The sequence below is a fragment of the bacterium genome (assembly GCA_016708025.1).
Taxonomy (GTDB): Bacteria; Zixibacteria; MSB-5A5; order GN15; family FEB-12; genus FEB-12.
On record JADJGQ010000005.1, the window covers coordinates 142,188 to 163,762 of the forward strand.

At 55.2% G+C, this 21,575-nt stretch carries 17 protein-coding genes, 3 tRNA genes and 1 pseudogene; all 21 read right to left on the reverse strand.

Annotated features, from left to right (window positions below; all coding sequences use genetic code 11):
- Window positions 1–66: 66 nt before the first annotated feature.
- The 21 genes and pseudogenes from rpoC to IPH75_15775 all read right to left on the reverse strand — a co-directional run bounded on the left by rpoC (window position 67) and on the right by IPH75_15775 (window position 21,566).
- Window positions 67–4,170, reverse strand: a complete 4,104-nt coding sequence (rpoC, locus tag IPH75_15675) for a DNA-directed RNA polymerase subunit beta' (GenBank protein ID MBK7143507.1) — start codon at window positions 4,168–4,170, stop codon at window positions 67–69.
- 61 nt (window positions 4,171–4,231) lie between these two features.
- Window positions 4,232–8,002 carry a DNA-directed RNA polymerase subunit beta gene (gene rpoB / locus IPH75_15680; protein ID MBK7143508.1) on the reverse strand — a complete coding sequence of 1,257 codons (3,771 nt, stop codon included), beginning with the start codon at window positions 8,000–8,002 and terminating at the stop codon, window positions 4,232–4,234.
- A gap of 265 nt (window positions 8,003–8,267) precedes the next feature.
- A complete protein-coding gene (gene rplL, locus IPH75_15685; GenBank protein MBK7143509.1) occupies window positions 8,268–8,636 on the reverse strand; it encodes a 50S ribosomal protein L7/L12 in 369 nt (122 codons plus the stop codon).
- A gap of 143 nt (window positions 8,637–8,779) precedes the next feature.
- Window positions 8,780–9,310, reverse strand: a complete 531-nt coding sequence (rplJ, locus tag IPH75_15690) for a 50S ribosomal protein L10 (protein MBK7143510.1) — start codon at window positions 9,308–9,310, stop codon at window positions 8,780–8,782.
- 17 nt (window positions 9,311–9,327) lie between these two features.
- A pseudogene (locus IPH75_15695) lies at window positions 9,328–10,031 on the reverse strand (50S ribosomal protein L1).
- Window positions 10,032–10,097: 66 nt separating this feature from the next.
- Window positions 10,098–10,520: a 50S ribosomal protein L11 gene (gene rplK, locus IPH75_15700; protein ID MBK7143511.1), complete on the reverse strand. Its 423-nt coding sequence runs from the start codon at window positions 10,518–10,520 to the stop codon at window positions 10,098–10,100.
- Window positions 10,521–10,550: 30 nt separating this feature from the next.
- Entirely contained in the window at window positions 10,551–11,093 is a 543-nt protein-coding gene (nusG, locus tag IPH75_15705; protein ID MBK7143512.1) for a transcription termination/antitermination factor NusG, read from the reverse strand.
- Window positions 11,094–11,294, reverse strand: a complete 201-nt coding sequence (secE, locus tag IPH75_15710; GenBank protein MBK7143513.1) for a preprotein translocase subunit SecE — start codon at window positions 11,292–11,294, stop codon at window positions 11,094–11,096. It lies immediately after the preceding gene.
- 16 nt (window positions 11,295–11,310) lie between these two features.
- A tRNA-Trp gene (locus tag IPH75_15715) sits at window positions 11,311–11,386 on the reverse strand.
- Window positions 11,387–11,400: 14 nt separating this feature from the next.
- On the reverse strand, window positions 11,401–11,553 hold the full coding sequence (rpmG, locus tag IPH75_15720; protein ID MBK7143514.1) for a 50S ribosomal protein L33: 153 nt from the start codon (window positions 11,551–11,553) through the stop codon (window positions 11,401–11,403).
- 32 nt (window positions 11,554–11,585) lie between these two features.
- The gene (gene tuf, locus IPH75_15725; protein ID MBK7143515.1) at window positions 11,586–12,791 is read right to left on the reverse strand and encodes an elongation factor Tu; all 1,206 of its coding nucleotides are present in this window, start codon (window positions 12,789–12,791) and stop codon (window positions 11,586–11,588) included.
- Between the two features lie 29 nt (window positions 12,792–12,820).
- Window positions 12,821–12,893, reverse strand: a tRNA-Thr gene (locus IPH75_15730).
- A gap of 220 nt (window positions 12,894–13,113) precedes the next feature.
- On the reverse strand, window positions 13,114–13,692 hold the full coding sequence (locus tag IPH75_15735; protein ID MBK7143516.1) for a hypothetical protein: 579 nt from the start codon (window positions 13,690–13,692) through the stop codon (window positions 13,114–13,116).
- A gap of 21 nt (window positions 13,693–13,713) precedes the next feature.
- Window positions 13,714–13,786, reverse strand: a tRNA-Gly gene (locus tag IPH75_15740).
- Between the two features lie 81 nt (window positions 13,787–13,867).
- On the reverse strand, window positions 13,868–14,743 hold the full coding sequence (locus tag IPH75_15745) for an NAD(+)/NADH kinase (protein MBK7143517.1): 876 nt from the start codon (window positions 14,741–14,743) through the stop codon (window positions 13,868–13,870).
- Between the two features lie 81 nt (window positions 14,744–14,824).
- On the reverse strand, window positions 14,825–16,780 hold the full coding sequence (locus IPH75_15750; GenBank protein MBK7143518.1) for a 1-deoxy-D-xylulose-5-phosphate synthase: 1,956 nt from the start codon (window positions 16,778–16,780) through the stop codon (window positions 14,825–14,827).
- An 18-nt stretch (window positions 16,781–16,798) separates the two neighbouring features.
- On the reverse strand, window positions 16,799–17,680 hold the full coding sequence (locus tag IPH75_15755; GenBank protein ID MBK7143519.1) for a polyprenyl synthetase family protein: 882 nt from the start codon (window positions 17,678–17,680) through the stop codon (window positions 16,799–16,801).
- Window positions 17,680–17,916: an exodeoxyribonuclease VII small subunit gene (gene xseB, locus IPH75_15760; GenBank protein MBK7143520.1), complete on the reverse strand. Its 237-nt coding sequence runs from the start codon at window positions 17,914–17,916 to the stop codon at window positions 17,680–17,682. Before xseB ends, IPH75_15755 begins: the two co-directional genes overlap by 1 nt.
- Window positions 17,917–17,927: 11 nt before the next feature.
- Complete coding sequence (gene xseA / locus IPH75_15765) at window positions 17,928–19,148, reverse strand: exodeoxyribonuclease VII large subunit (GenBank protein MBK7143521.1); 1,221 nt, start codon at window positions 19,146–19,148, stop codon at window positions 17,928–17,930.
- A 56-nt stretch (window positions 19,149–19,204) separates the two neighbouring features.
- The gene (gene uvrC, locus IPH75_15770) at window positions 19,205–21,019 is read right to left on the reverse strand and encodes an excinuclease ABC subunit UvrC (GenBank protein ID MBK7143522.1); all 1,815 of its coding nucleotides are present in this window, start codon (window positions 21,017–21,019) and stop codon (window positions 19,205–19,207) included.
- A gap of 58 nt (window positions 21,020–21,077) precedes the next feature.
- A complete protein-coding gene (locus tag IPH75_15775; protein MBK7143523.1) occupies window positions 21,078–21,566 on the reverse strand; it encodes a C40 family peptidase in 489 nt (162 codons plus the stop codon).
- Between the last annotated feature and the right edge of the window lie 9 nt (window positions 21,567–21,575).

Sequence of the window (21,575 nt, forward strand, 5' to 3'; positions counted from 1 at the left end):
AACAATCCTTACAAAAAGCCTATATCTCGCAAAGAGACTCGCAATTTAGTCCTAACGCGAGAACTGTCAAGCGTTTTCTTTGAAAATGTCCGCAACGGTCGTCTCTACGACCTGTTCTTCCTCGTCATCGAAGGCCGGCGAGTCGTCGATCACCTCGGTATTTCGATACCGCTCAATTCCGGTACCGGCCGGAATCAGGTGACCAATGATCACGTTTTCCTTAAGTCCAAGCAAATAATCGACTTTACCGGAAATAGCCGCTTCGGTCAGGACACGTGTTGTCTCCTGGAACGAGGCCGCCGAAATAAACGATTCGGTCGACAATGAAGCTCGGGTAATTCCAAGGAGCAACGACTCGGCGGTCGCCGGATCGCCACCCTCGGCGATAACGCGAGAGTTTTCCTCTGAGAAGGAGATCTTGTCAACCTTCTCTCCCTCAAGGAAATTGGTGTCACCGGGATGATCGACCACGACCTTCTGCAACATCTGACGAACGATCGTTTCGATATGCTTGTCGTTGATCTTCACGCCCTGGAGACGGTACACTTCCTGGATCTCGTTCACCAGGTACTCCTGCACCTTGTAAACGCCGAGAATCCGGAGGATATCGTGGGGATCCACGGAGCCTTCGCACAACCGGTCACCGGCGCGCACAAAGTCGCCATTGTGGACCATCATGTGCTTGCCGTGCGGGACAAGGTATTCGCGGACTTCGTCCTGCTCGCCCTTCACGATGATCTGCTGCTGGCCGCGGACGATCTTGCCGAATTCGACAATACCATCAACCTCGGAAATAACTGACGGGTCATGCGGACGGCGGGCTTCGAACAGCTCGACGACGCGCGGGAGACCGCCGGTGATGTCTCGGGATTTCGAGATCACGCGCGGCATCTTGACCACGATATCGCCGGGCCTGATGAGTTGCCCGTCGTGTACCTGCAACTGAGCATCCGTCGGGATGCGATAGCTGGCCTGGGTTTTCGCTTCGTTATTCACATCAACGATAGTGACTCGCGGGAAGAGTGTACGATCGCGGTATTCGACAATTCGCATAACCGACAAACCGGTCTGCTCGTCCACTTCCTCGCGCATCGTCATATCCGGGATGATATCCTCAAACTTCACCTTACCGCCACGTTCGGAAACGATCGAGCCGGTGTACGGATCCCATTCGTAGATGATATCGTCCTTGTGGATCTCCTGGCCGTCCTTGACCAGCAGGTGGGCCGCATACGGGACTTTGAGACGAGTCCGGACACGTCCGCGGTTATCTATGATGTGAGCCTCGCCGATGCCTTCACGGCTGACGACGATCTCAGTCCCGTCCTCTTTCTGGACGGTGTGAATATTTTCAAGCTTAATAGTACCTTCGTACTTGGACCGGGTCTGCGACTGTTCGGCAATACGGGCCGCGGCGCCACCGATGTGGAACGTACGGAGCGTCAACTGCGTACCCGGCTCACCGATCGACTGGGCGGCGATCACACCGACCGCTTCGCCGATATCGACCAGTTTGCGAGAGGCGAGGTTTCGGCCATAACATTTGGCGCAAACTCCCCACTTGGCTTCGCAGGTCAGCACTGACCGGATGCGGACCGACTCAATGCCGGCATCGTCGATCGCGGTCGCTTCTTTTTCGTTGATCTCACCGCCGGCTTCGATCAGCACTTTCTCAGAGATCGGATCATACACATCATCAAGAGCCACGCGTCCGAGGATTCGGTCGCGGAGCGATTCGATGATTTCTTCACCTTCTTTGAGTGCCTGGACATCCAGACCGAGAATGGTACCGCAGTCGATCTCGCGGACGATCACGTCCTGCGCCACGTCGACCAGACGGCGTGTCAGGTAACCGGCGTCGGCCGTCTTCAAGGCGGTATCAGCCAGACCCTTACGAGCACCGTGCGTGGAAATGAAGTATTCCTGCACGGTGAGACCTTCGCGGAAGTTAGAGATAACGGGGGTCTCGATAATTTCGCCGACGCCACCGGTGATCTTCTTCTGCGGTTTGGCCATAAGACCGCGCATACCGGCGAGCTGGCGGATCTGTTCGCGAGATCCACGAGCGCCGGAGTCGGCCATCATAAAGACCGGATTGAAGCCCTGGTTCTGTGCCGCCAGGTTGGCGAACATCACCTCGGAAACTTCGTTCGTGGTCTTGGTCCACTGGTCAATGACTTTATTGTAACGCTCACCATTGGTGATGGCGCCTTTTTCGTACTGCTTGGTGATCTTGGCGACCGCCTTCTTGGCCTCGTCGATCAACTGGTCTTTCTCATCAGGGACCACGAGGTCATCGATGGAAACCGTCACGCCTCCGCGGGTCGCAAATTCGAATCCGGTCTGTTTGAGCCGGTCGAGCAAGGCGACCGTTTCATTCTGGCCAAACAGCCAGAACGAGCGGCTGACGATATCTTCCAGTTTCCCCTTGGAGGTGCTGTCGTTGAAGAACGGCATACCTTTGGGAAGGATATTGTTGAAGATCACACGACCAGGAGTAGTCCGATACAGAGTCCCATCCGTCAGACGAATATCGACCACCGCATGCAGGTCGGCATAACCGTGGTCGTATGCGGCCAGCGCCTCATCGACCGAGCGGAAGATCATTCCCTCTCCCTTAACTCCCTTACGGGACTTGGTGAGGTAATAGCAGCCGATAACGATATCCTGGTTCGGGATCGCGATCGGGCGACCGGACGACGGCACCAGAATGTTGTTGGTCGACAACATCAGCACCTGCGCTTCAAGCTGAGCCTCGAATGATAGCGGCACGTGAACGGCCATCTGGTCACCATCGAAGTCGGCGTTGAAGGCCGCGCAAACGAGTGGGTGAAGACGGATCGCCTTACCTTCGACCAACACCGGGTAGAAGGCCTGAATACCGAGTCTATGCAGCGTGGGGGCGCGGTTGAGCATCACGGGATGATCTTCGATGATCTCCTCGAGAATGTCCCAAACTTCGGGGCGCTCTTTTTCCACTAATTTTTTGGCAGACTTGACGGTCTGGACGTAGCCCTTCTCTTCAAGCTTCATAATGATGAACGGCTTGAACAGCTCGAGTGCCATGTTTTTCGGCAGACCGCACTGGTGCAGTTTCAGTTCAGGACCAACGACGATAACCGAACGACCGGAGTAGTCGACACGCTTACCGAGCAGGTTCTGACGGAAACGTCCCTGCTTTCCTTTCAGCAAGTCGGAGAGCGACTTGAGCGGGCGCTTGGAGTCACCGCGGACAGAATGGGTGCGACGACCGTTGTCGAACAATGCGTCGACCGCTTCCTGCAACATGCGCTTTTCATTGCGCAGAATCACTTCGGGCGCCTTGATCTCGATCAGCTTTTTCAACCGGTTATTACGGTTGATAACGCGGCGATAGAGGTCGTTCAGATCTGAGGTCGCGAATCGTCCGCCTTCGAGCGGCACCAACGGACGAAGGTCCGGAGGAATGACCGGGATGACCGACATGACCATCCAGTCGGGGCGGTTCTGCGACTGACGAAACGCCTCGAAAATACGAAGACGCTTGAGCAGATCTTTCTTACGCTGGGCGGAGGTTTCGACCTTCACCTGGGCGCGCAAGGTGGCGACCATCTCATCCATATCAATACGGCGGAGCAGTTCGCGAATGGCGTCGGCGCCCATGCGGGCGTCGAACTGCTTGCCGGCTTCTTCCAGTTCGAGGAACTCTTCTTCGGTGACAACATCTCCCTGTTCAAAGGAGGTGTTGCCCGGGTCAACGATGATATACGCCTCATAATAGAGGATCTTTTCCAGCTCACGGATCGACAGATCCAGCATATGGCCGATACGTGACGGCAGCGACTTGAAATACCAGATATGCGAGACGGGGACGGCCAGTTCGATGTGACCCATCCGTTCGCGCCGGACTTTGGACTGGGTGACTTCAACGCCGCAGCGATCGCACACGATACCGCGGAAGCGGATCCGCTTGTACTTACCGCAGTTGCATTCCCAATCTTTGACCGGACCGAAGATCCGTTCGCAGAAAAGACCATCACGTTCCGGCTTAAACGACCGGTAGTTGATGGTTTCCGGTTTTGTCACTTCGCCGTACGACCATGACAGAATCACTTCGGGTGAAGCGATCTGAATCTGTATCGCCGAGAAATCCGAAGGCTTTTTCTGAGGCGCTGGATTTTTGCCCATCATCTCGACCACGGCATACTCCTTTATAACGGGTCGACGCGGGAGCGGAAGCTCCCGCGCACGACTACTTTTCGATCAACTTAATGTCCAGGCCCAATGCCTGCAGCTCTTTCACCAGAACATTGAACGCTTCGGGATAGCCCGGCTCCGGCGGGTTCTCTCCCTTGACGATCGCTTCGTAGACACGGCTGCGCCCGGTGACGTCGTCCGACTTCACCGTCAGCATCTCCTGCAGCGTATAGGCGGCGCCGTACGCTTCAAGAGCCCAGACTTCCATTTCACCAAAACGCTGTCCACCGAACTGCGCTTTACCACCCAGCGGCTGCTGTGTGACGAGCGAGTACGGCCCGATCGACCGCGCATGGATCTTATCATCAACCAAATGCGACAGCTTGAGCATGTACATATACCCGACCGTCACCGGATTATCGAAAGAGTTGCCGGTGTGGCCGTCGTACAGGGTGACCTTGCCGTTTTCCGGAAGGCCAGCCTCGCGCAAAGCCTGTTTGATCTGGGTAATGGTCGCACCATCAAACACCGGTGTCGCGATATGCTGGCCCAGGTGCTTGGCGGCCCACCCAAGGTGAGTCTCCAGGATCTGGCCAACGTTCATACGCGACGGTACGCCAAGCGGATTCAACACGGCATCAACCGGCGTTCCATCCGCCATATACGGCATATCTTCGATCGGTACGATCTTCGACACGACACCCTTGTTCCCGTGGCGTCCGGCCATCTTGTCACCCACCGAGATCTTGCGGCGGATCGCGATCGTCACTTTGACCAGTTGCTTGACACCGGGCGGAAGCTCGGCGCCGCGCTGGATCTTGTCGATCTCGATCTCCAACTCAGCCTTCTTGTGGTTGATCAGACCGGTCGATTCCTCGATGATGCGGTCAACATGCTTGTTGACGCTGTTCTCATTGCTGAAGCCTTCGGGCGCGATGGCGTTTTCGACATCAAACGACTCGAATTCTTCCGCTTTGAACTTGTGACCGGTTCGCACCATAACGGAATTATCTATGGCCGAGCGGATCATCCGCGAGGTCTGCCCATCGAGCAGCTCGCCCAGACGTTTGGCGCGGAGAGCGGTGATATCGGCGATCTTCTTGTTGTAGACCTTCTTGACGGCCGCGATATCATTCTTCTCCTGCTTTTTCGCGTCTTCTGTCCGCTCCTTGCGGGAGAAAACACGCGTCTTGATGACGATCCCCTTCATGCCGGGCGGCGCCTTCAAAGAAGCGTCGCGTACGTCGCCGGCCTTCTCCCCGAAGATAGCTCGTAAGAGCCGTTCCTCAGGCGAAAGCTCGGTCTCGCCTTTGGGCGTGACTTTGCCGACCAGAATATCGCCGGCCTCAACTTCAGCACCGACGCGCACTATCCCCTGTTCATCGAGATTCAACAGCGCCTCTTCCGAGACGTTGGGAATTTCGCGGGTGATCTCTTCGGCGCCGCGCTTGGTGTCACGTACCTGCAGTTCATATTCCTCGATATGGATCGAGGTGAAGATATCCTGGTGAACGAGGCGTTCAGACAGGATGATAGCGTCTTCGTAGTTATATCCGCGCCACGGTACAAAAGCAGCCAACGTATTGTAGCCGAGGGCGAGTTCGCCGCGATCGACAGCCGGGCCGTCTGCCAGCGTATCCCCTTCTTTCACCTCATCATTGAGAGAAACGACAGGGCGATAGCTGATACAGGTATCCTGGTTCGAGCGGCGATACTTGGTCAGGCGATACTCGTCATCTTCGATGTAGCCGAGTTCACCCGCCTTGGATTTGACATTGGGGCGGACAATCACGCGCTCGGCGTCGACATGTACGACCTTGCCGCCGCGACGAGCGCGGACCACCACACCGGCATCCTGCGCTACTTTGCGCTCCATGCCCGTGCCGATCACCGGCGCTTCGGTCTTGAGAAGCGGCACGGCCTGGCGCTGCATGTTGGAGCCCATCAGTGCGCGGTTGGCGTCATCGTGCTCCAGGAACGGGATGAGCGACGCCGCCACCGAAACGATCTGGCGCGGCGAAACGTCCATGTACTGCACATCATCGCGATTCACCAGCGGATAGTCGGAGCGACGGCGCGCGACGAGATATTCGGAGATGATCGCGCCGTTTTCGGCCAACGGTTCATTCGCCTGGGCGATGAAGTAGCGGTCTTCCTGGTCGGCCGACAGGTAATCGATCTTATGGGTCGCGATACCCTTTTCGACACGACGATACGGCGTCTCGAGGAATCCGTACTTGTTGATCCGTGCAAAAGTCGCCATCGACGTGATAAGACCGATGTTCGGACCTTCCGGAGTCTCGATCGGGCACATACGACCGTAGTGGGTATGGTGCACGTCGCGGACTTCGAATCCGGCGCGCTCACGCGTCAAACCGCCCGGTCCAAGAGCCGAGAGACGGCGCTTGTGGGTCAGTTCTGACAGCGGGTTCGTCTGATCCATGAACTGCGAGAGCTGTGACGATCCAAAGAAGGTGTCAATGACCGACGAAACCGTACGGGCATTGACCAGCAACTGAGGAGTCACATTCTCCTGATCCTTCAGCGACAGCCGTTCGCGGATCGTACGGGCGACACGCGACAGACCAACTGAGAACAGGTTGGAGAGCAATTCACCGACGGTGCGGCAGCGACGATTCCCCAAGTGATCGATATCATCGGTGAATCCATCGTCATTCCGCAGGCCGATAAGATATTTGGCGATCGCCACGAAGTCTTTCGGGTCGAAGACCGTTTTCTCGGTCGGGATATCCAGGCTCAGGCGCTGGTTGATCATATACCGGCCGACTTCGCCGAGATCATATCGCTTATTGTTGAAGAAAAGCTTTTCAATCAACCCTTCGGCCATTTCGAGCGTGGGGGTTTCACCCGGACGAACCAGGTTGTAGATACGCATCAATGCTTCTTCGCGAGACTTGGTCGGATCCTTGCGCAGCGTGTTCAGGATGACCATCGTCTCCTTCTTGTCATGCTGGCGCACGATATGGATCGACTTGAATCCCTTGTCGACCATCTTCTCGGCGATCGCTTCGGTGATCGGCTCGCCGACTCCAAAAACGATCTCGCCGGTCTCCTTGTCGATCAGGTTCTCGCAAAGGAAAACGCCTTCGAACTCTTTCTCTTTTTTCCCGGTCAGAGAGAGTTTCTCGGGGGTATAGAATAGCTTCACCAGTTCGTCATCGGTGGAATAGCCGATAGCGCGCAACAGCGTGGTAACCGTCAGCTTTCGCTTCGAGTCGATATAGACATACATGATATCGTTGATATCCATGCTGAATTCGACCCAGCTTCCGCGATACGGGATAACGCGGGCGGAGAACAGTTTTTTGCCGTTGGGGTGGATCTCTTCATCGAAGGAGACACCCGGGCTGCGGTGCAACTGGCTGACAATAACGCGTTCGGCGCCATTGACGATGAACGTTCCCCATTCGGTCACCAGCGGCAGTTCGCCGAGGTAGACATCCTGTTCAATGATGTCTTTGATCTCTTTTTGCTGGCCTTCGCCCTGACGGGTGACCAGGCGCATGGTCACTTTGAGCGGCGCGGCGAACGTCATGTTCCGTTCGCGACACTCTTCGATGCTGTAACGGGTCGGACCGAGATAAAAGCCGACATACTCAAGGGAGTAATTTTCGTGAATGTCGGTTACGGGAAAGATATCCGTAAATATCTGGTGGAGACCCTGCATCTCGCGTTTGGCGTGAGGGAGGCCGGCCTGGAGGAAGTCCTCATAAGACTTGATCTGGACTTCCAGGAAATTGGGCATGTCGGTCGCATCGGGAATCGACGCGAAATTCTTGCGAGTGATCACTCCTGATCGGGCCAAGTCGATACCCTCCTACAAAGACAGAACGCCCAGACAAAGCGAGGCTTTCCCGCTCTGGGCACATTCCGCTGGTAATCTGTTCAAAACGTCTGGTGATCCTGTCATCTACACTTAATTCTCCCGCCTCGTATTGAGTGCTGGGGAGCCAGAAATGCAGTCAATCAACCAATCTAAACGACAAAACGGGGAAATACTAACTCCTACCTTCGTGCAAGCTACAACCGACCGGGGGTCAATTGGTTCCCGGTCGGCTGGAATCGGAAAACTACTTGATCTCGACAGTTGCGCCGACTTCCTCAAGTTTCGCCTTGGCAGCATCGGCCTCGGCCTTGGAGACACCCTCTTTGAGCTTGGCGGGGACGCCGTCAACCAGGTCCTTGGCTTCCTTCAGGCCCAGGCTGGTCAGTTCGCGCACGACCTTGATCACCTGGATCTTCTTGTCGCCGGAACCGGTGATCATGACGGTGAACTCGGTCTGCTCTTCAGCTTTGGCAGCCGCGCCGCCGCCGGCAGCCGGACCGGCCATCATCATCGGGGCGGCCGCGGTGACACCGAACTTGGATTGGATCGCTTTGGACAGATCAGCGAGATCCATCGCACTCAAACCGGCGATCTTGTCGACGATTTCTTCAATTACTGCGTTTGCCACTGTACTAACCTCTCAATCAACTATTAACGCTTACTATTTTCTTCGTTTTTATCGTGGCTGCTCCGAGCCCAAGCGGCGAGACGAATCCGCTTAGAAGCATGGGTCGGTGGCGGCCTGGTCGTCTCACCTTAGGCTTGTTCTACGCCCTTCTTCTGTTCCGCCACGGCATCAACCGACCGGACCAGCTCGATCATCACCGCTTCAACGGCGGAGACCAACTGGGTCAGCGGAGCCTCGACGGCAGACACAACCATCGACAACAGAACGTCACGCGACGGCAGTTCGGCGAGGGCCGCAACTCTGTCTGGACCATGAATTTCCTTGTCGAAGACAAACGCCTTGATGCGGGGGAGCTGCTTTTCCTTGAAGGAATCCTGCAAGATCTTGGCAGCGGCCGAGGCATCTTTCATCGCAAAAGCGACGGCGGTCGGACCCTTGAAGTGCTGGTCCAACGGGGGCATTCCGGCCTCGCGAGCGGCGATCCGGAAAAGCGTATTTTTCGCCACGACGAATCGGACATCGTTTTCCCGGAGGTTTTTACGCAGTGCGGAGATATCCGCCACGTTGAGCCCCTGGTAGTCCGTGACAAAGTAGGAGGGAGCAGACGTAAAGACGTCCTTCAGCTCGGCTACCGTCTCAATTTTCTCTGGTTTCGGCATGCTAGCTATTCCTCTCCTTACTTCTTCAGCGAAGCTTGTAGCTCGCTCTGATCAAGCTTGATGCCCGGGCTCATGGTAGAACAGAGGGAGATGCTCAGGAGATAGGTCCCCTTGGCAGTCGCCGGTCTGGCACGCATGAGGGCGTCGATGAACGCCTGTACGTTTTGCATAATGGCCGTCTCATCGAACGAAATCTTCCCTACCGAAACCGCGATGTTGGCCTGACGGTCAACACGAATTCGATTCGGCCGCCCATCAGTTCTTTGACTGTGCGAGCGACATCCATCGTCACGGTGCCGGTTTTGGGATTCGGCATCAAGCCGCGCGGACCGAGGACTTTTCCCAGCGGACCGAGCAGTCTCATCATATCAGGGGTTGCGACGGCGACATCAAAGTCGGTCCAACCGCCTTTCACTTTTTCAGCCAGGTCTTCCGCGCCGACATGCTGAGCGCCGGCTTCGCGAGCTTCATTTGCCTTATCACCGGCAGCAAAAACCGCGACGCGCACTGTTTTACCAGTGCCATTGGGAAGCGCGACTGTTCCACGAACCATCTGGTCAGCATGCTTCGGGTCGACACCCAACCGCACGGAGACCTCTACGGACTCGTCGAACTTGGCAAACTTGTTCTCCTTGAGAAGCTTGACCGCATCGGCAAGCGGGTACCGCTTCCGACGGTCGATCTTCTCACGGAACGTGAGGTACTTCTTCGAATGGTGCATAGGCTCCTATTCTCCCTGCGGTTGCCGTCTCGGCAGCCCAGGTGGTAACGAACGGTTAGCGTTCAATTATATTACTTCGATCCCCATAGAGCGCGCGGTCCCCTCAACCATCTTGATGGCTGCATCCAAGGAGGCAGCATTGAGGTCGGCCATTTTGCTCTGTGCGATCTCTTTTACCTGGTCATGAGAGACTCGTCCCACCTTATCCTTATTCGGGATCGCCGAACCCTTTTGCAGTTTGGCTGCCATCTTAAGCAGCGTCGATGCCGGCGGGGTTTTGGTCACAAAGGTGAACGACTTGTCGGAGTACACGGTGATAATGACCGGTGTCAATATGCCGTTACCACCCTGAGTTTTGGCGTTAAACGCCTTGCAGAACTCCATGATGTTGACACCGCGCTGACCGAGCGCAGGACCAACCGGCGGGGCCGGATTGGCCGAGCCCGCAGGAATCTGCAGTTTGACGAATGCTGTGATCTTCTTTGCCACGTGTAATCTATCCCTTAAAAATACTCTTCATCACGCCTTGGCCTTGACCAGCTCCACCTGGAGGTAATCAAGCTCGACCGGCGTCGGCCGGCCGAAAATGGAAACCATCACTTTGACTTTGCGACGTTCCATATTGACTTCGCTGACCGTTCCGGAGAAATCCTGGAACGGACCATCCTTCACCTTCACCGGATCACCGGCCTGGAACGGAACTTCCTGCACCTCTTCGGTGCGGCTACGGTCGATCTGCCCGACTATCCGCTGTACCTCTTCGAGGCGAAGCGGCTGCGGCTTACCGGCCGCGCCGACGAAATTAGTGATCCCGGGGGTATTCACCACCAGGTTCTGGGTCTCTTTGTCGAGATCCATTTCGATCAGGATATAGCTGGGAAGGAACTTCTTGGTAGAGGTTGCGCGCTTTCCCTGCTTCATTTCCGTCACTTGCTCAGTCGGAATGAGGATCTGACCAAAGCGTTCGGTCAGTCCGGCATTTTCAATGGCGGACTCGAGATAACGCTTGGCCTTGGCTTCATGCCCTGAATATGTATGCGCAACGTACCAACGTAACGTCACTTAACCTCCCAGTGTCCCGCCAAAAATGGTTCGGACCATAAACGTGAGGACTCGATCCACCACGCCGATGAAAATCGCAACCACCAACGACACGATGATCACCACAATAGTCGACCCCTTCAATTCATCCATGGTCGGCCAGGTCATCTTCCGAAGTTCGGCAGCCGTTTCTTTGAGATATCGTTTGATCTTCTCCAACATACTCCTCAATAAAGTCTGGCAGGCCAGGAGGGACTCGAACCCCCAACCGCCGGTTTTGGAGACCGGAACTCTGCCAATTGAGCTACTGGCCTAACACGAACCCTGGTTACCTGGTCTCCTTGTGGGCGGTATGCTTATTACAATGCGGGCAGAACTTACGGAACTCCACGCGTTCCGGATGCAACCGCTTGTTTTTCATCGTGTCGTAATTGCGGCGTTTACAGTCACCGCAGGCCAATGTTACGCGATCTCGTGGCACAATTTCACCAATCTATAAAAGGTCTCTACGTTCTATTCGAGGATCTCGTGAATGACGCCGGCGCCGATCGTACGGCCACCCTCACGGATCGCGAAACGAAGCTCTTTCTCCATCGCGATCGGCATGATCAACTCGATCTCCATCGTCGTGTTATCCCCAGGCATCACCATCTCGACGCCTTCGGGCATCTTCACCACTCCCGTCACGTCCGTCGTACGGAAGTAAAACTGCGGACGATACCCGTTGAAGAACGGCGTGTGACGACCACCCTCCTCTTTCTTCAACACGTACACCTCAGCCTTAAAGCGCTTGTGCGGTGTGATCGAACCCGGCCACGCCAGCACCATCCCACGCTCCAGATCTTCCTTGTCAATACCGCGAAGCAGCAATCCTACGTTGTCACCCGCCTGAGCCTCATCCAGAAGCTTGCGGAACATCTCAACGCCGGTCACCACCGTCTTGCGCGTCTCCCGGATCCCCACCACTTCGACTTCCTGCCCCTGCTTGATGATCCCGCGCTCCACACGACCGGTCCCGACCGTCCCACGACCCGTAATGGAGAACACGTCTTCCACCGGCATCAAAAACGGCTTCTCGACCTCGCGCTTCGGCTGAGGAATGTACTCATCGCACGCCTGCACCAGCTTCTTGATCGGCTCAAACGCCGGATCAGTCGCCGCCGCGCCACCCGCACCGGCAGTCATCGCCTGCAACGCCGAACCACGGATCACCGGAATATCGTCTCCCGGGAAACCGTACGTCGTCAACAGGTCGCGGACTTCCAATTCAACCAGATCCAGCAACTCCGGATCATCAACCATATCTACTTTATTGAGGAACACGATGATGAACGGCACACCCACCTGGCGAGCCAACAAAATGTGCTCGCGCGTCTGAGGCATCGGACCATCCGCTGCGCTCACCACCAGGATCGCGCCGTCCATCTGCGCCGCACCCGTGATCATGTTCTTCACATAATCCGCGTGACCCGGACAGTCAACGTGCGCATAGTGACGATTCGCCGACTCGTACTCTACGTGAGCCGTCGCAATCGTGATCCCGCGTTCCCGCTCTTCCGGCGCATTGTCAATGGAATCAAATGTCCGGATCGCTGAACCCGTCAGTTTGCTCATCACCATCGTGATCGCCGCAGTCAACGTCGTCTTACCATGATCAACGTGACCGATCGTCCCCACGTTCACATGGGGCTTCTTGCGAACAAATTTCTCCTTCGCCATCAGGAACGCTCCTCTGCTGCGTCTACAAGAGCCCAGAACCAGGATCGAACTGGTGACCTCATCCTTACCAAGGATGTGCTCTACCAACTGAGCTATCTGGGCTTATCGTTACCAACGGTACAACTACAAGCCAAAAAAAGCCAAAAGCGGGCGTACCCCGCCCTTGGTGGAACCCAGAAAATATCCGTCCCCCCCGTAAGTGTCAAGGGGTATTTTTGTTGATTCACTGGATAGAAGTAACTGCCCGACTTGGCATTAATGTCCGGAGGGGTAAAATCGTTCCGCCAGGGCCAAAAACACCCGACAGAACAAAGAACTGTCGTTACTTATTTGATAACAACAGCTTAAGTGAATCAAGGGAGGGGACATTCCAGTTTGCACGGTCAGCGTCCGTCGTACTCGAGTCGTACGGATACAGCACTCGATTCCCCTTCGAATCAAGGAAGTTCTGGGTACCGTACTTCTGAGGTAAGCCGTTCTTTATCAAATACTTATCGAGGTACTCGGCGGACAGATGTCGCGCCTCGTTATTCCCTTTTCGAGCCGATTCCAAGGCACAATAGTACGCCAGCATGATCTCCTCCGGTCCGGACGAAGAATCCGAGGATTGGAGCAGAACCGCCGCTCGATAAAGATCGGCTGGCTCAACAATCAAGGCCTGGGCTAATAATTGATAGACCGTCTGGCGATGTCTCAGATCAGCCTCCCGCAACAAATCGACCGGGTAGTCCTTCCAAGATCGCATCTGCTGGTGCTCTTCGAGCATGGACAACAGCTCCGCCGAGACTGGGGATTCTTTTTTGTTCTGGGTCTCTGCCTTGCGCTCGATACAGCCATTCAGCAGAAGAACAGACAACGTTCCAATGAACAGGAATGCGAGACGGAATGATCTGCGTGTCACGGGTGGTCACCGAAAATTAAGAGCGGGAGACGAGGTTCGAACTCGCGACCAACAGCTTGGAAGGCTGTGACTCTACCAACTGAGTTACTCCCGCTGGTTGCCCTGAAAGTACAGGCGAGGCCGGTACCGTGCAAGTGCTTTTTCACTAGTGAAACAGAAGCCATTGACTGGAAGTTCATCCCTTTTCCGAATGGTAATCCGGCGGGACACCCCAGTGAAGTTTGTTCTTCAGCAGTTTGTAGTAAGAGCTTTCCGGAAACGAAACAAACCGCAATTTGAAATCGGCCTTTTTGATGGTGACCGGCTCTCCCTCCCTGACTCCAACCACGATCTGTCCATCCAGCGTCAGGTTGGCAACTCTCCCCCGGCTCAAAACGCGAAGTTCCAGGATATCGTCTCCGGAAAAGATCATCGGGCGGGTGGTCAGCGAAAACGCGGCGATCGGCGCGGCGATCATCGCTTCCATTTTCGGATGCATGATGGGGCCGCCAACTGCCAATGAATATGCGGTCGAACCGGTTGCTGTGGAGATCACCAGTCCATCGGCTTTGTAGGTGACGACATCTTCCCCGTTCACGCGAAGATTGATATCAAGCACGCGACTGCTCGGTCCGTTATCCAATACGATATCATTGAGAGCGGTCGACAGCTCAGTCACTTCTTTGCCATACACCAGTGCTTTCAGCAACATACGCTCGGCAATGGTATACTCCCCGGCCACAACGGCCTCCAGACTGGGGACGATCTGTTCCGGAGTGCGGGTAGTGAGGAATCCAAGCGATCCAAGGTTGACCCCGAGGATCGGCGTACCGGAGGCTCCAACCGATCGTCCAGTGCCAAGGAGAGTCCCATCCCCGCCCATCGAAACGATCATATCTACCTGGTTAGCCAGTTCGTTCTGTGGAACGAACCGCCAGTCGCCGGGGACCGCTTGTTGCAGGTCCGAACAGAGAACAAGTTCATGCTTCTGCTGCTGTGCCCAGGTGAGGACGGTGTCGATCGCCTTGCGGGCGCCGATCCGGGAGAGGTTCGCTATTAGTCCAAAGCGCATAAGACAACATACGAGGTCGATTCGACCAAAATCAAGTCAACAAATATGGAATGCATCTGCGCCTGAAAAGGTCTGTCCGGCTTAGCCGACATTCTTCAGCGAGTCTTTGCGGCGAGAAAAATTGTTGAGGATCAGTCGCTGGAAGAGCGACGCGTTGGTTTTCGCCTGCTGTTGCAGGAATTGTTCGAGCGAGTTGACGATGCCGTCCGTATCCAGGCCGACATCTTTGAGCAACTGGGCGCGGCTTCCGTGTGTGACGAATCCATCCGGGATCGCCAGAGCTTTGAATTTCCCTTCCCACCCGGATGACAACAGATGTTCCGCGATCGCCTGGCCAAATCCACCCCGCAACTGTCCCTCTTCGATAGTGACAATCACGCGGGCGTCAGTCTTGACCTGATCGAGCATCGACTGATCAAACGGTTTGACAAACCGGGCGTTGATCACGGCGATATCGATGCCACGTTCGGCGAACTTTTCGGCAGCCTTAACAGCCGGCTGCACCATCGAACCAACCGCCAATATCGCTACCTGGGACTGACCATTCAGCATCTCCCATTTCCCCCAATCGATCGGCTGAATAGCCTCTTCGATCGGTGTCGGGACGATATCACGAGGATAGCGGATCGCCACAATTCCGTCCTGCGGATGATCAGCGGTGTGGTGCATCATCGCGCGAAGCTCATTCCCGTCTTTGGGGGCACACAGTGTCAGGTTAGGCACAGTCGACAAATAGGGGATATCAAAGACGCCATGGTGTGTTGGGCCATCTTCGCCGACCAGACCGGCACGATCCATGCAAATGACGACCGGCAGTTTCTGTATGGCAAGGTCATGAATGACCTGATCATAGGCGCGCTGGAGGAAAGTCGAATAGATCGTCAGGTACGGCTTGACACCGTCGGCGGCCAACCCACCGGCAAATGTCGTGGCATGCCCTTCCGCTATACCGACATCAAAGAACCGTTCCGGATACTTCTCCGAATATTCCACCAGGCCGGTGCCGGAACACATGGCCGCGGTAATCGCGACTACTTGCTTGTCTTTTTCCGCAAGTTCGCACATTACCTTGCCAAAAACCTGTGTGTAGGCTGGAAGGTCGGCGGAGGATGCCGCCGCTTTACCGGTTACTTTGTCGAACTTGCCGATCCCATGATACTTAAACGCGTCATCTTCGGCCGGAAGGTACCCCTTCCCCTTTTTGGTGGCGATGTGAAGCATCACCGGACCATGGATATTGCGGAGATCCTCGAGCGTTTTGATTAGCAACGGGAGATCGTGGCCATCGATCGGGCCGAAATATTTGAAGCCGAGTTTTTCGAACAGCATTCCGGGGACGAGCAGACCCTTGATGGAGTTCTCGATCCCTTTGATGGTGTCACGGATCTTATCGCGGCGTTTGAATTTGCCGGTCAGTTCCCAAACCTCGGTGCGAAGGCGCTGGAATTTCTCATCGGCCATGATTCCGGTGAGATATTTGGAGATGGAGCCGACATTCTTGGAGATCGACCAGGTATTGTCGTTAAGAATGACGAGCAGATTTTTCTTCATCGAGCCGGCGTTGTTCATTCCTTCGAATGCCAGTCCGCCGGTCATGGCGCCATCGCCGATCACCGCGACAACTTTATGCTCTTTTCCCTGCAGGTCGCGAGCGAGGGCAAAACCGAGCGCCGCGGAAATTGAGGTCGAGGCATGCCCGGCGCCGAAATGATCGTACTCTGACTCGGTCCTTTTGGCGTAACCCGCCAAACCTTCATATTGGCGAATCGTTTTCAGTCGTTCGCCACGTCCGGTGAGTAATTTGTGCGCATAGGTCTGGTGACTGACATCCCAGACGAGTCGGTCCTGCTTGAAATCAAAGAGATAGTGAAGCGCAACCGTCAGCTCGATCGCCCCCAGATTGGAGGCGAGATGTCCGCCGGTCTCGGAAACGGCCGCAACGATCTCCTGACGTACCTCTGCTGCCAACTCAACCAGTTCTTCCTGGGTCAGCTTCTTCAGGTCTTCCGGAGAATGTATGTTCGGCAGATATTTCATAGTTGCGCCAACACAATCCTACTGCTCACGATGTCCAATGAATCTGGCAAGAAATGTCAACATATTGTCGTCATCGAACAGACTCAGGCTTTCGTCTATCAGACGGCCCGCGTCCCGTTTTGCCTGTTCCAACCCGACAGCCCCCGGGTAGGTCGCTTTCTGGTTCTTACAATCGGACCCGACTTGTTTGCCAAGTTTTTTCTGGTCACCCTCAATATCCAGAATATCATCGATGATCTGGAATGCCAGACCGACCTTTTCTCCATAGCTGGTCAGCCGCTTGAGCATCGCCGGTTCGGCATTGGCCAAAATGGCGCCGATCCTGACCGCCCCTCTGATAAGAGCGCCCGTCTTACGGGTATGAATATATACAACATCAGATTGGCTGACCGGTTTCCCTTCGGCCTCAACATCGGCCACCTGACCGCCGATCATTCCGCTTGTTCCGACTGCCTCGGCTAATTCCAGCACCACCTGCGGGTTGCCGGTCTCGGCCATCAATTGGAAAGCGACGACATGCAGGGCATCCCCCGCCAAAACCGCGATCGCCTCGCCAAACTGCTTGTGGCAGGTTGGAATGCCGCGGCGGAGGTCATCATCGTCCATGCACGGAAGGTCGTCATGGATCAGCGAATAGGTATGGACTATTTCCAGCCCGGCCATGGCGCGATAGACGTTTTCCAGATCAGTTACCCGCCCGCCGGTACAATATTCATACGCAGCGAGGCAAAGGATAGGACGGATCCGCTTGCCGCCCGCCATCAACGAATAACGCATTGCCGCATGGATCGACTGCGGGTGCTGGTCGGCAGGCGGCGTGAATCGGTCCAACAGACGGTCGACCAGAATCCGATTCTGCTCGAGATACTGCAGACCATTGAGGGAAGTGGTTTGAGCCACTATTTTTCTCCCTCGAAATCGGCTTCAACCATCTGGCCGTTCTGTTCGGTGATGATCTTGATCTTTTTCTCGGCTTCAGCCAGTTTCTGATCGCAGAATTTTACGATCTCCAGCCCTTCGGTGTAAAGATCGATCGCTTCTTCGAGTTTTGCCTCACCCGATTCGAGCGTGGCGGTCAGCTCCTGCAAGCGATTCATGGCGGATTCAAAATCCGCGTATTTTTTCTTGGTCGCCATATCGTTTCCCGTTATTCCGTAGTCGACTCAACCACGGAGATTATCTTCCCTTTGGCTAACACAGTTTCAAGTCGATCGCCGGGCGTTATTTCGTTGTGGGCTACCAGCACCGGACCAGCAGGCAGCTTGCGTGCCACCGAATATCCACGAGCCAGGACTTTCAACGGAGACAGCGCCTCAAGCTGGGAGATGAACAAAGATAGCCGGTTTTTGTGGGCGTCAAAATGGTATTTTCCGGCGTTATCCAGCGCCTTGCGCGTGTAATCAAGTGTCTGCTGGAGTTGCTGTATCCGATCGAGCGGACGTCGAAACGGCGGACGGTCCGTCAGATTCGTCAGGGTCGCACGAGCTTGCTCGACAAGATATTGCAGTTCGCCGGCCAAAGCGGTGATCGTCCCGCGCACTTGCTCCTGAAAATCCTTCTTTGACCAGACGGCGATCTCCGCCGCTGCCGAAGGAGTAGGCGCGCGATGGTCCGCTACCAGATCGGACAGAGTAACATCTATTTCATGGCCGACTGCGGAGATAACCGGGATACGTGAGCGAGCGATAGCGCGCACGGTTATTTCGGTATTGAAAGCCCATAGGTCTTCGAGGGATCCGCCGCCACGCCCAACTATCAACAGATCGATATCATCGCGACTGTTGAAATAGTCAATTCCCGCCGCAATCGTTTTCTCGGCGCCATCCCCCTGTACCGCGGCAGGGTATATGATCAGCTCGACTGAGCTGTTTCGTCGACGACTAATCTGGATGATATCGCGGATCGCCGCCCCGGTCGGCGAAGTAACAATGCCGATCCTGGTTGCATACTCGGGAATTGGTTTCTTGAGCGATGGATCAAACAGCCCTTCCTTTTGCAGTCGCTCATGCAACTGTCGAAAGGCCAGTTCAAGTGCGCCAACACCAACCGGGACGATCTGGCGGCAGTTGAGTTGATAATTCCCCTGCTTTTCGTAGACGGAGATCTCGCCGTAGATCCGGACATGCTGGCCATTCTGAATATCAAACTTCACGGCCGAGGCCGCTCCGCGCCAGAGCGTGACCCGGATCGAAGCATTTTCATCCTTGAGAATAAAGTAACGATGCCCGGAGGTGTGGTGTTTGTAATCCGATATCTCCCCTTCCACCCAGAGATCAACAAAGCTCTCTTCCAGGGCGGTTTTGATCATCCGCGTAATGGCGGTGACCGTATAGGCGCGAGGTTCCTTTTTGTCTGGCAGTGGAGTCATGGTTCGAGTATAGAATGAGGAGGTTCGGCTGGCAATTACTTTTGCGCCAAAAGCGATTAGCTCGCTTCGGCGGTCAATTTCTGTAATATCGCCTGTGCCAGTTTCGGCGTGATCCCCTTGATCTGAGTCAGGTCTTCGACAGAGAGCTTTCTGATCCGTTCGACCGAGCCGAATTCGGTCAACAGGAGTTGCCGTTTGGCCGGACCAACTCCGGGGATATCATCCAGGGCGGACTTGATAGTCCGTTGTGTTCGGACCTTGCGATTGTAGGTAATGGCAAAACGATGAGCTTCGTCGCGAATCCGCTTCAACAGATTGAGAGCCGGAGAGGATTTCGGGATCGTGATCGGCTCGGAGAGGTCAGGCAAATAGACCTCCTCCAGTCGCTTAGCGAGCGAGATGATCATCTGTTTGTCAAACCCTAACGACATTAGTTCTTCTTGCGCATTGGAGAGCTGTCCCTTGCCGCCATCCACAATCACCAGATCGGGTGGCTGCAAGTTCTCTTCGCGAATCCGGTGGAAATAGCGCCCGACCACCTCGCGCATCATCTTAAAATCATCCTGCCCTTTCACTCCCTTGATCTTGAAGTGGCGGTACTCCGACTTTTTCGGTTTACCATTGTCGAAATAGACCCCCGAACCAACGGCATCGGTCTCCCCCGTATTGGAGATATCAAAGCAGATCATGGTCCGCGGCGAACTGGACAACTTCAATTCGTCTTTCAGGGCCAGGACCATTTTACTCATTCGTTCGGAAAGCATCTTGCGCTGGATCAACTTTTCATCGAGCAACATCCGGGCGTTCTTGGCCGCCAAAGTCAACATCGGCATCTTGTCGCCGATCTTGGGGACAAGCAATTTGATACGCGATTCGCGGCTCTCTTTCAGCCAGCTTTGCAGCAGCTTCATGTCCGGAACCTCGGTCGGGATAACGATCTCTTCGGGAAGGTTTGGCTGGTGGTTGTAATACTGAGTGAGAAAGGTCTGCAACACCTCGTCGTCGCCATCGGCAACCTCGGATTCGACATAGAAATCCTGTCGGCCAATCAACACACCCTCGCGAATCTGCATCACCACCGCCACGGTCAGTCCCCCCTCACGGGCCAGGTTGACCACATCGCGGTCGACCAGTTCGCCGACATCAACCGACTGCCTGGTCATCATCGTTTTGATCTGCTCGATCTGGTCGCGGATCGCCATCGCTTCTTCAAAGCGGGTCTCGTCGGAGGCTGTGGCCATCCGCTCACTCAACTGACGGATCAGTTCTTTCGATTTGCCGGAGAGCATCATTATCAGCGAATCGACATTGCGGCGATAGACCTCGGGCGACACCAGCCCCTCGCATGGCCCTTCGCATCGCTTGATATGATAGTCGAGACAGACCTTGTACTTTTTATTGGTCGGATTGGGAATCACCAAATGACAACTCCGGATCTTAAACAGCCGAGCCAGAAACTGCAGAGTCTTGTAAATACTCTTGATGTTGGTGTAGGGTCCGAAATAGCGCGAGTTATCCTTTTGCAGCTTGCGGACCACAAAGATCCGCGGATAGAGTTCCTGAGTGGAAACTTTGATATACGGGAAGTGCTTGTCGTCTTTCAGAAAGATGTTATAGCGGGGCTTATACTCGTGCACCAGGTTGGCTTCGAGGATGAGCGACTCGATCTCATTGTGCGTGACCATCAATTCGAAATCGGCTACGTGCGCCACCAGGGCGGCAGTTTTGACATCACGATGGGAATCCTGGAAATAGGAGCGGACCCGGTTCTTGAGGTTTTTCGCCTTGCCGATGTAGATCACTTTCCCCTGGGCGTTCTTGAAAAGATAGACGCCGGGGGATTCGGGGAGATTGGCAAGTTTCAGTTCCACGATATCACATTCCTGTCAGTTGGTGCGGAGAGAGTTGATGGCGAAACACGGGACTGGATTACTGCAGGATCCGTCGGGCGCCGACAAACCGCTGGGCCCAGTACGTCTCATTGAGGGCGCTGATAATGACCCCCTGGGAACTGGAGGCGTGAATGAACTCGCCAAAACCGATATAAATTCCGACATGCGTGATCCGTCCTCGTTCGGTCTCAAAAAAGACCAGGTCGCCATACATCAGATTGCGCCGCGAGACCTCCAGCCCCTGGGTGTATTGCTCGGCGGCCGACCGCGGAAGCATGATCCGCGCATACTCGCGCATCACTTCCTGCGTGAAGAGCGAACAATCTATTCCTGGTTGATAACGCGAACTGCCGGCATATGGTTTCCCAAGATACTTCTGAACGATCGCGCCGAAATTGAGGTAGTCTTCGGTGCGGCGCCATTCGGCAGTCTCACTCTTCTGTTCCGGCGTGGTAGACCCATACTGCGCAAAACGCGGGTATGGTGAACAACCAACCAGGCAGATAAGTGCGATTCCGATGAGCAAGCGGCAGAA

What these genes read in the sequence shown, in the direction of transcription:
- rpoC (MBK7143507.1), bottom strand. Translation starts at nt 4,170, where the DNA reads ATGATGGGCAAAAATCCAGCGCCTCAGAAAAAGCCTTCGGATTTCTCG.
- rplJ (MBK7143510.1), bottom strand. Translation starts at nt 9,310, where the DNA reads ATGCCGAAACCAGAGAAAATTGAGACGGTAGCCGAGCTGAAGGACGTC.
- secE (MBK7143513.1), bottom strand. Translation starts at nt 11,294, where the DNA reads ATGTTGGAGAAGATCAAACGATATCTCAAAGAAACGGCTGCCGAACTT.
- tuf (MBK7143515.1), bottom strand. Translation starts at nt 12,791, where the DNA reads ATGGCGAAGGAGAAATTTGTTCGCAAGAAGCCCCATGTGAACGTGGGG.
- IPH75_15745 (MBK7143517.1), bottom strand. Translation starts at nt 14,743, where the DNA reads ATGCGCTTTGGACTAATAGCGAACCTCTCCCGGATCGGCGCCCGCAAG.
- IPH75_15750 (MBK7143518.1), bottom strand. Translation starts at nt 16,780, where the DNA reads ATGAAATATCTGCCGAACATACATTCTCCGGAAGACCTGAAGAAGCTG.
- xseB (MBK7143520.1), bottom strand. Translation starts at nt 17,916, where the DNA reads ATGGCGACCAAGAAAAAATACGCGGATTTTGAATCCGCCATGAATCGC.
- xseA (MBK7143521.1), bottom strand. Translation starts at nt 19,148, where the DNA reads ATGACTCCACTGCCAGACAAAAAGGAACCTCGCGCCTATACGGTCACC.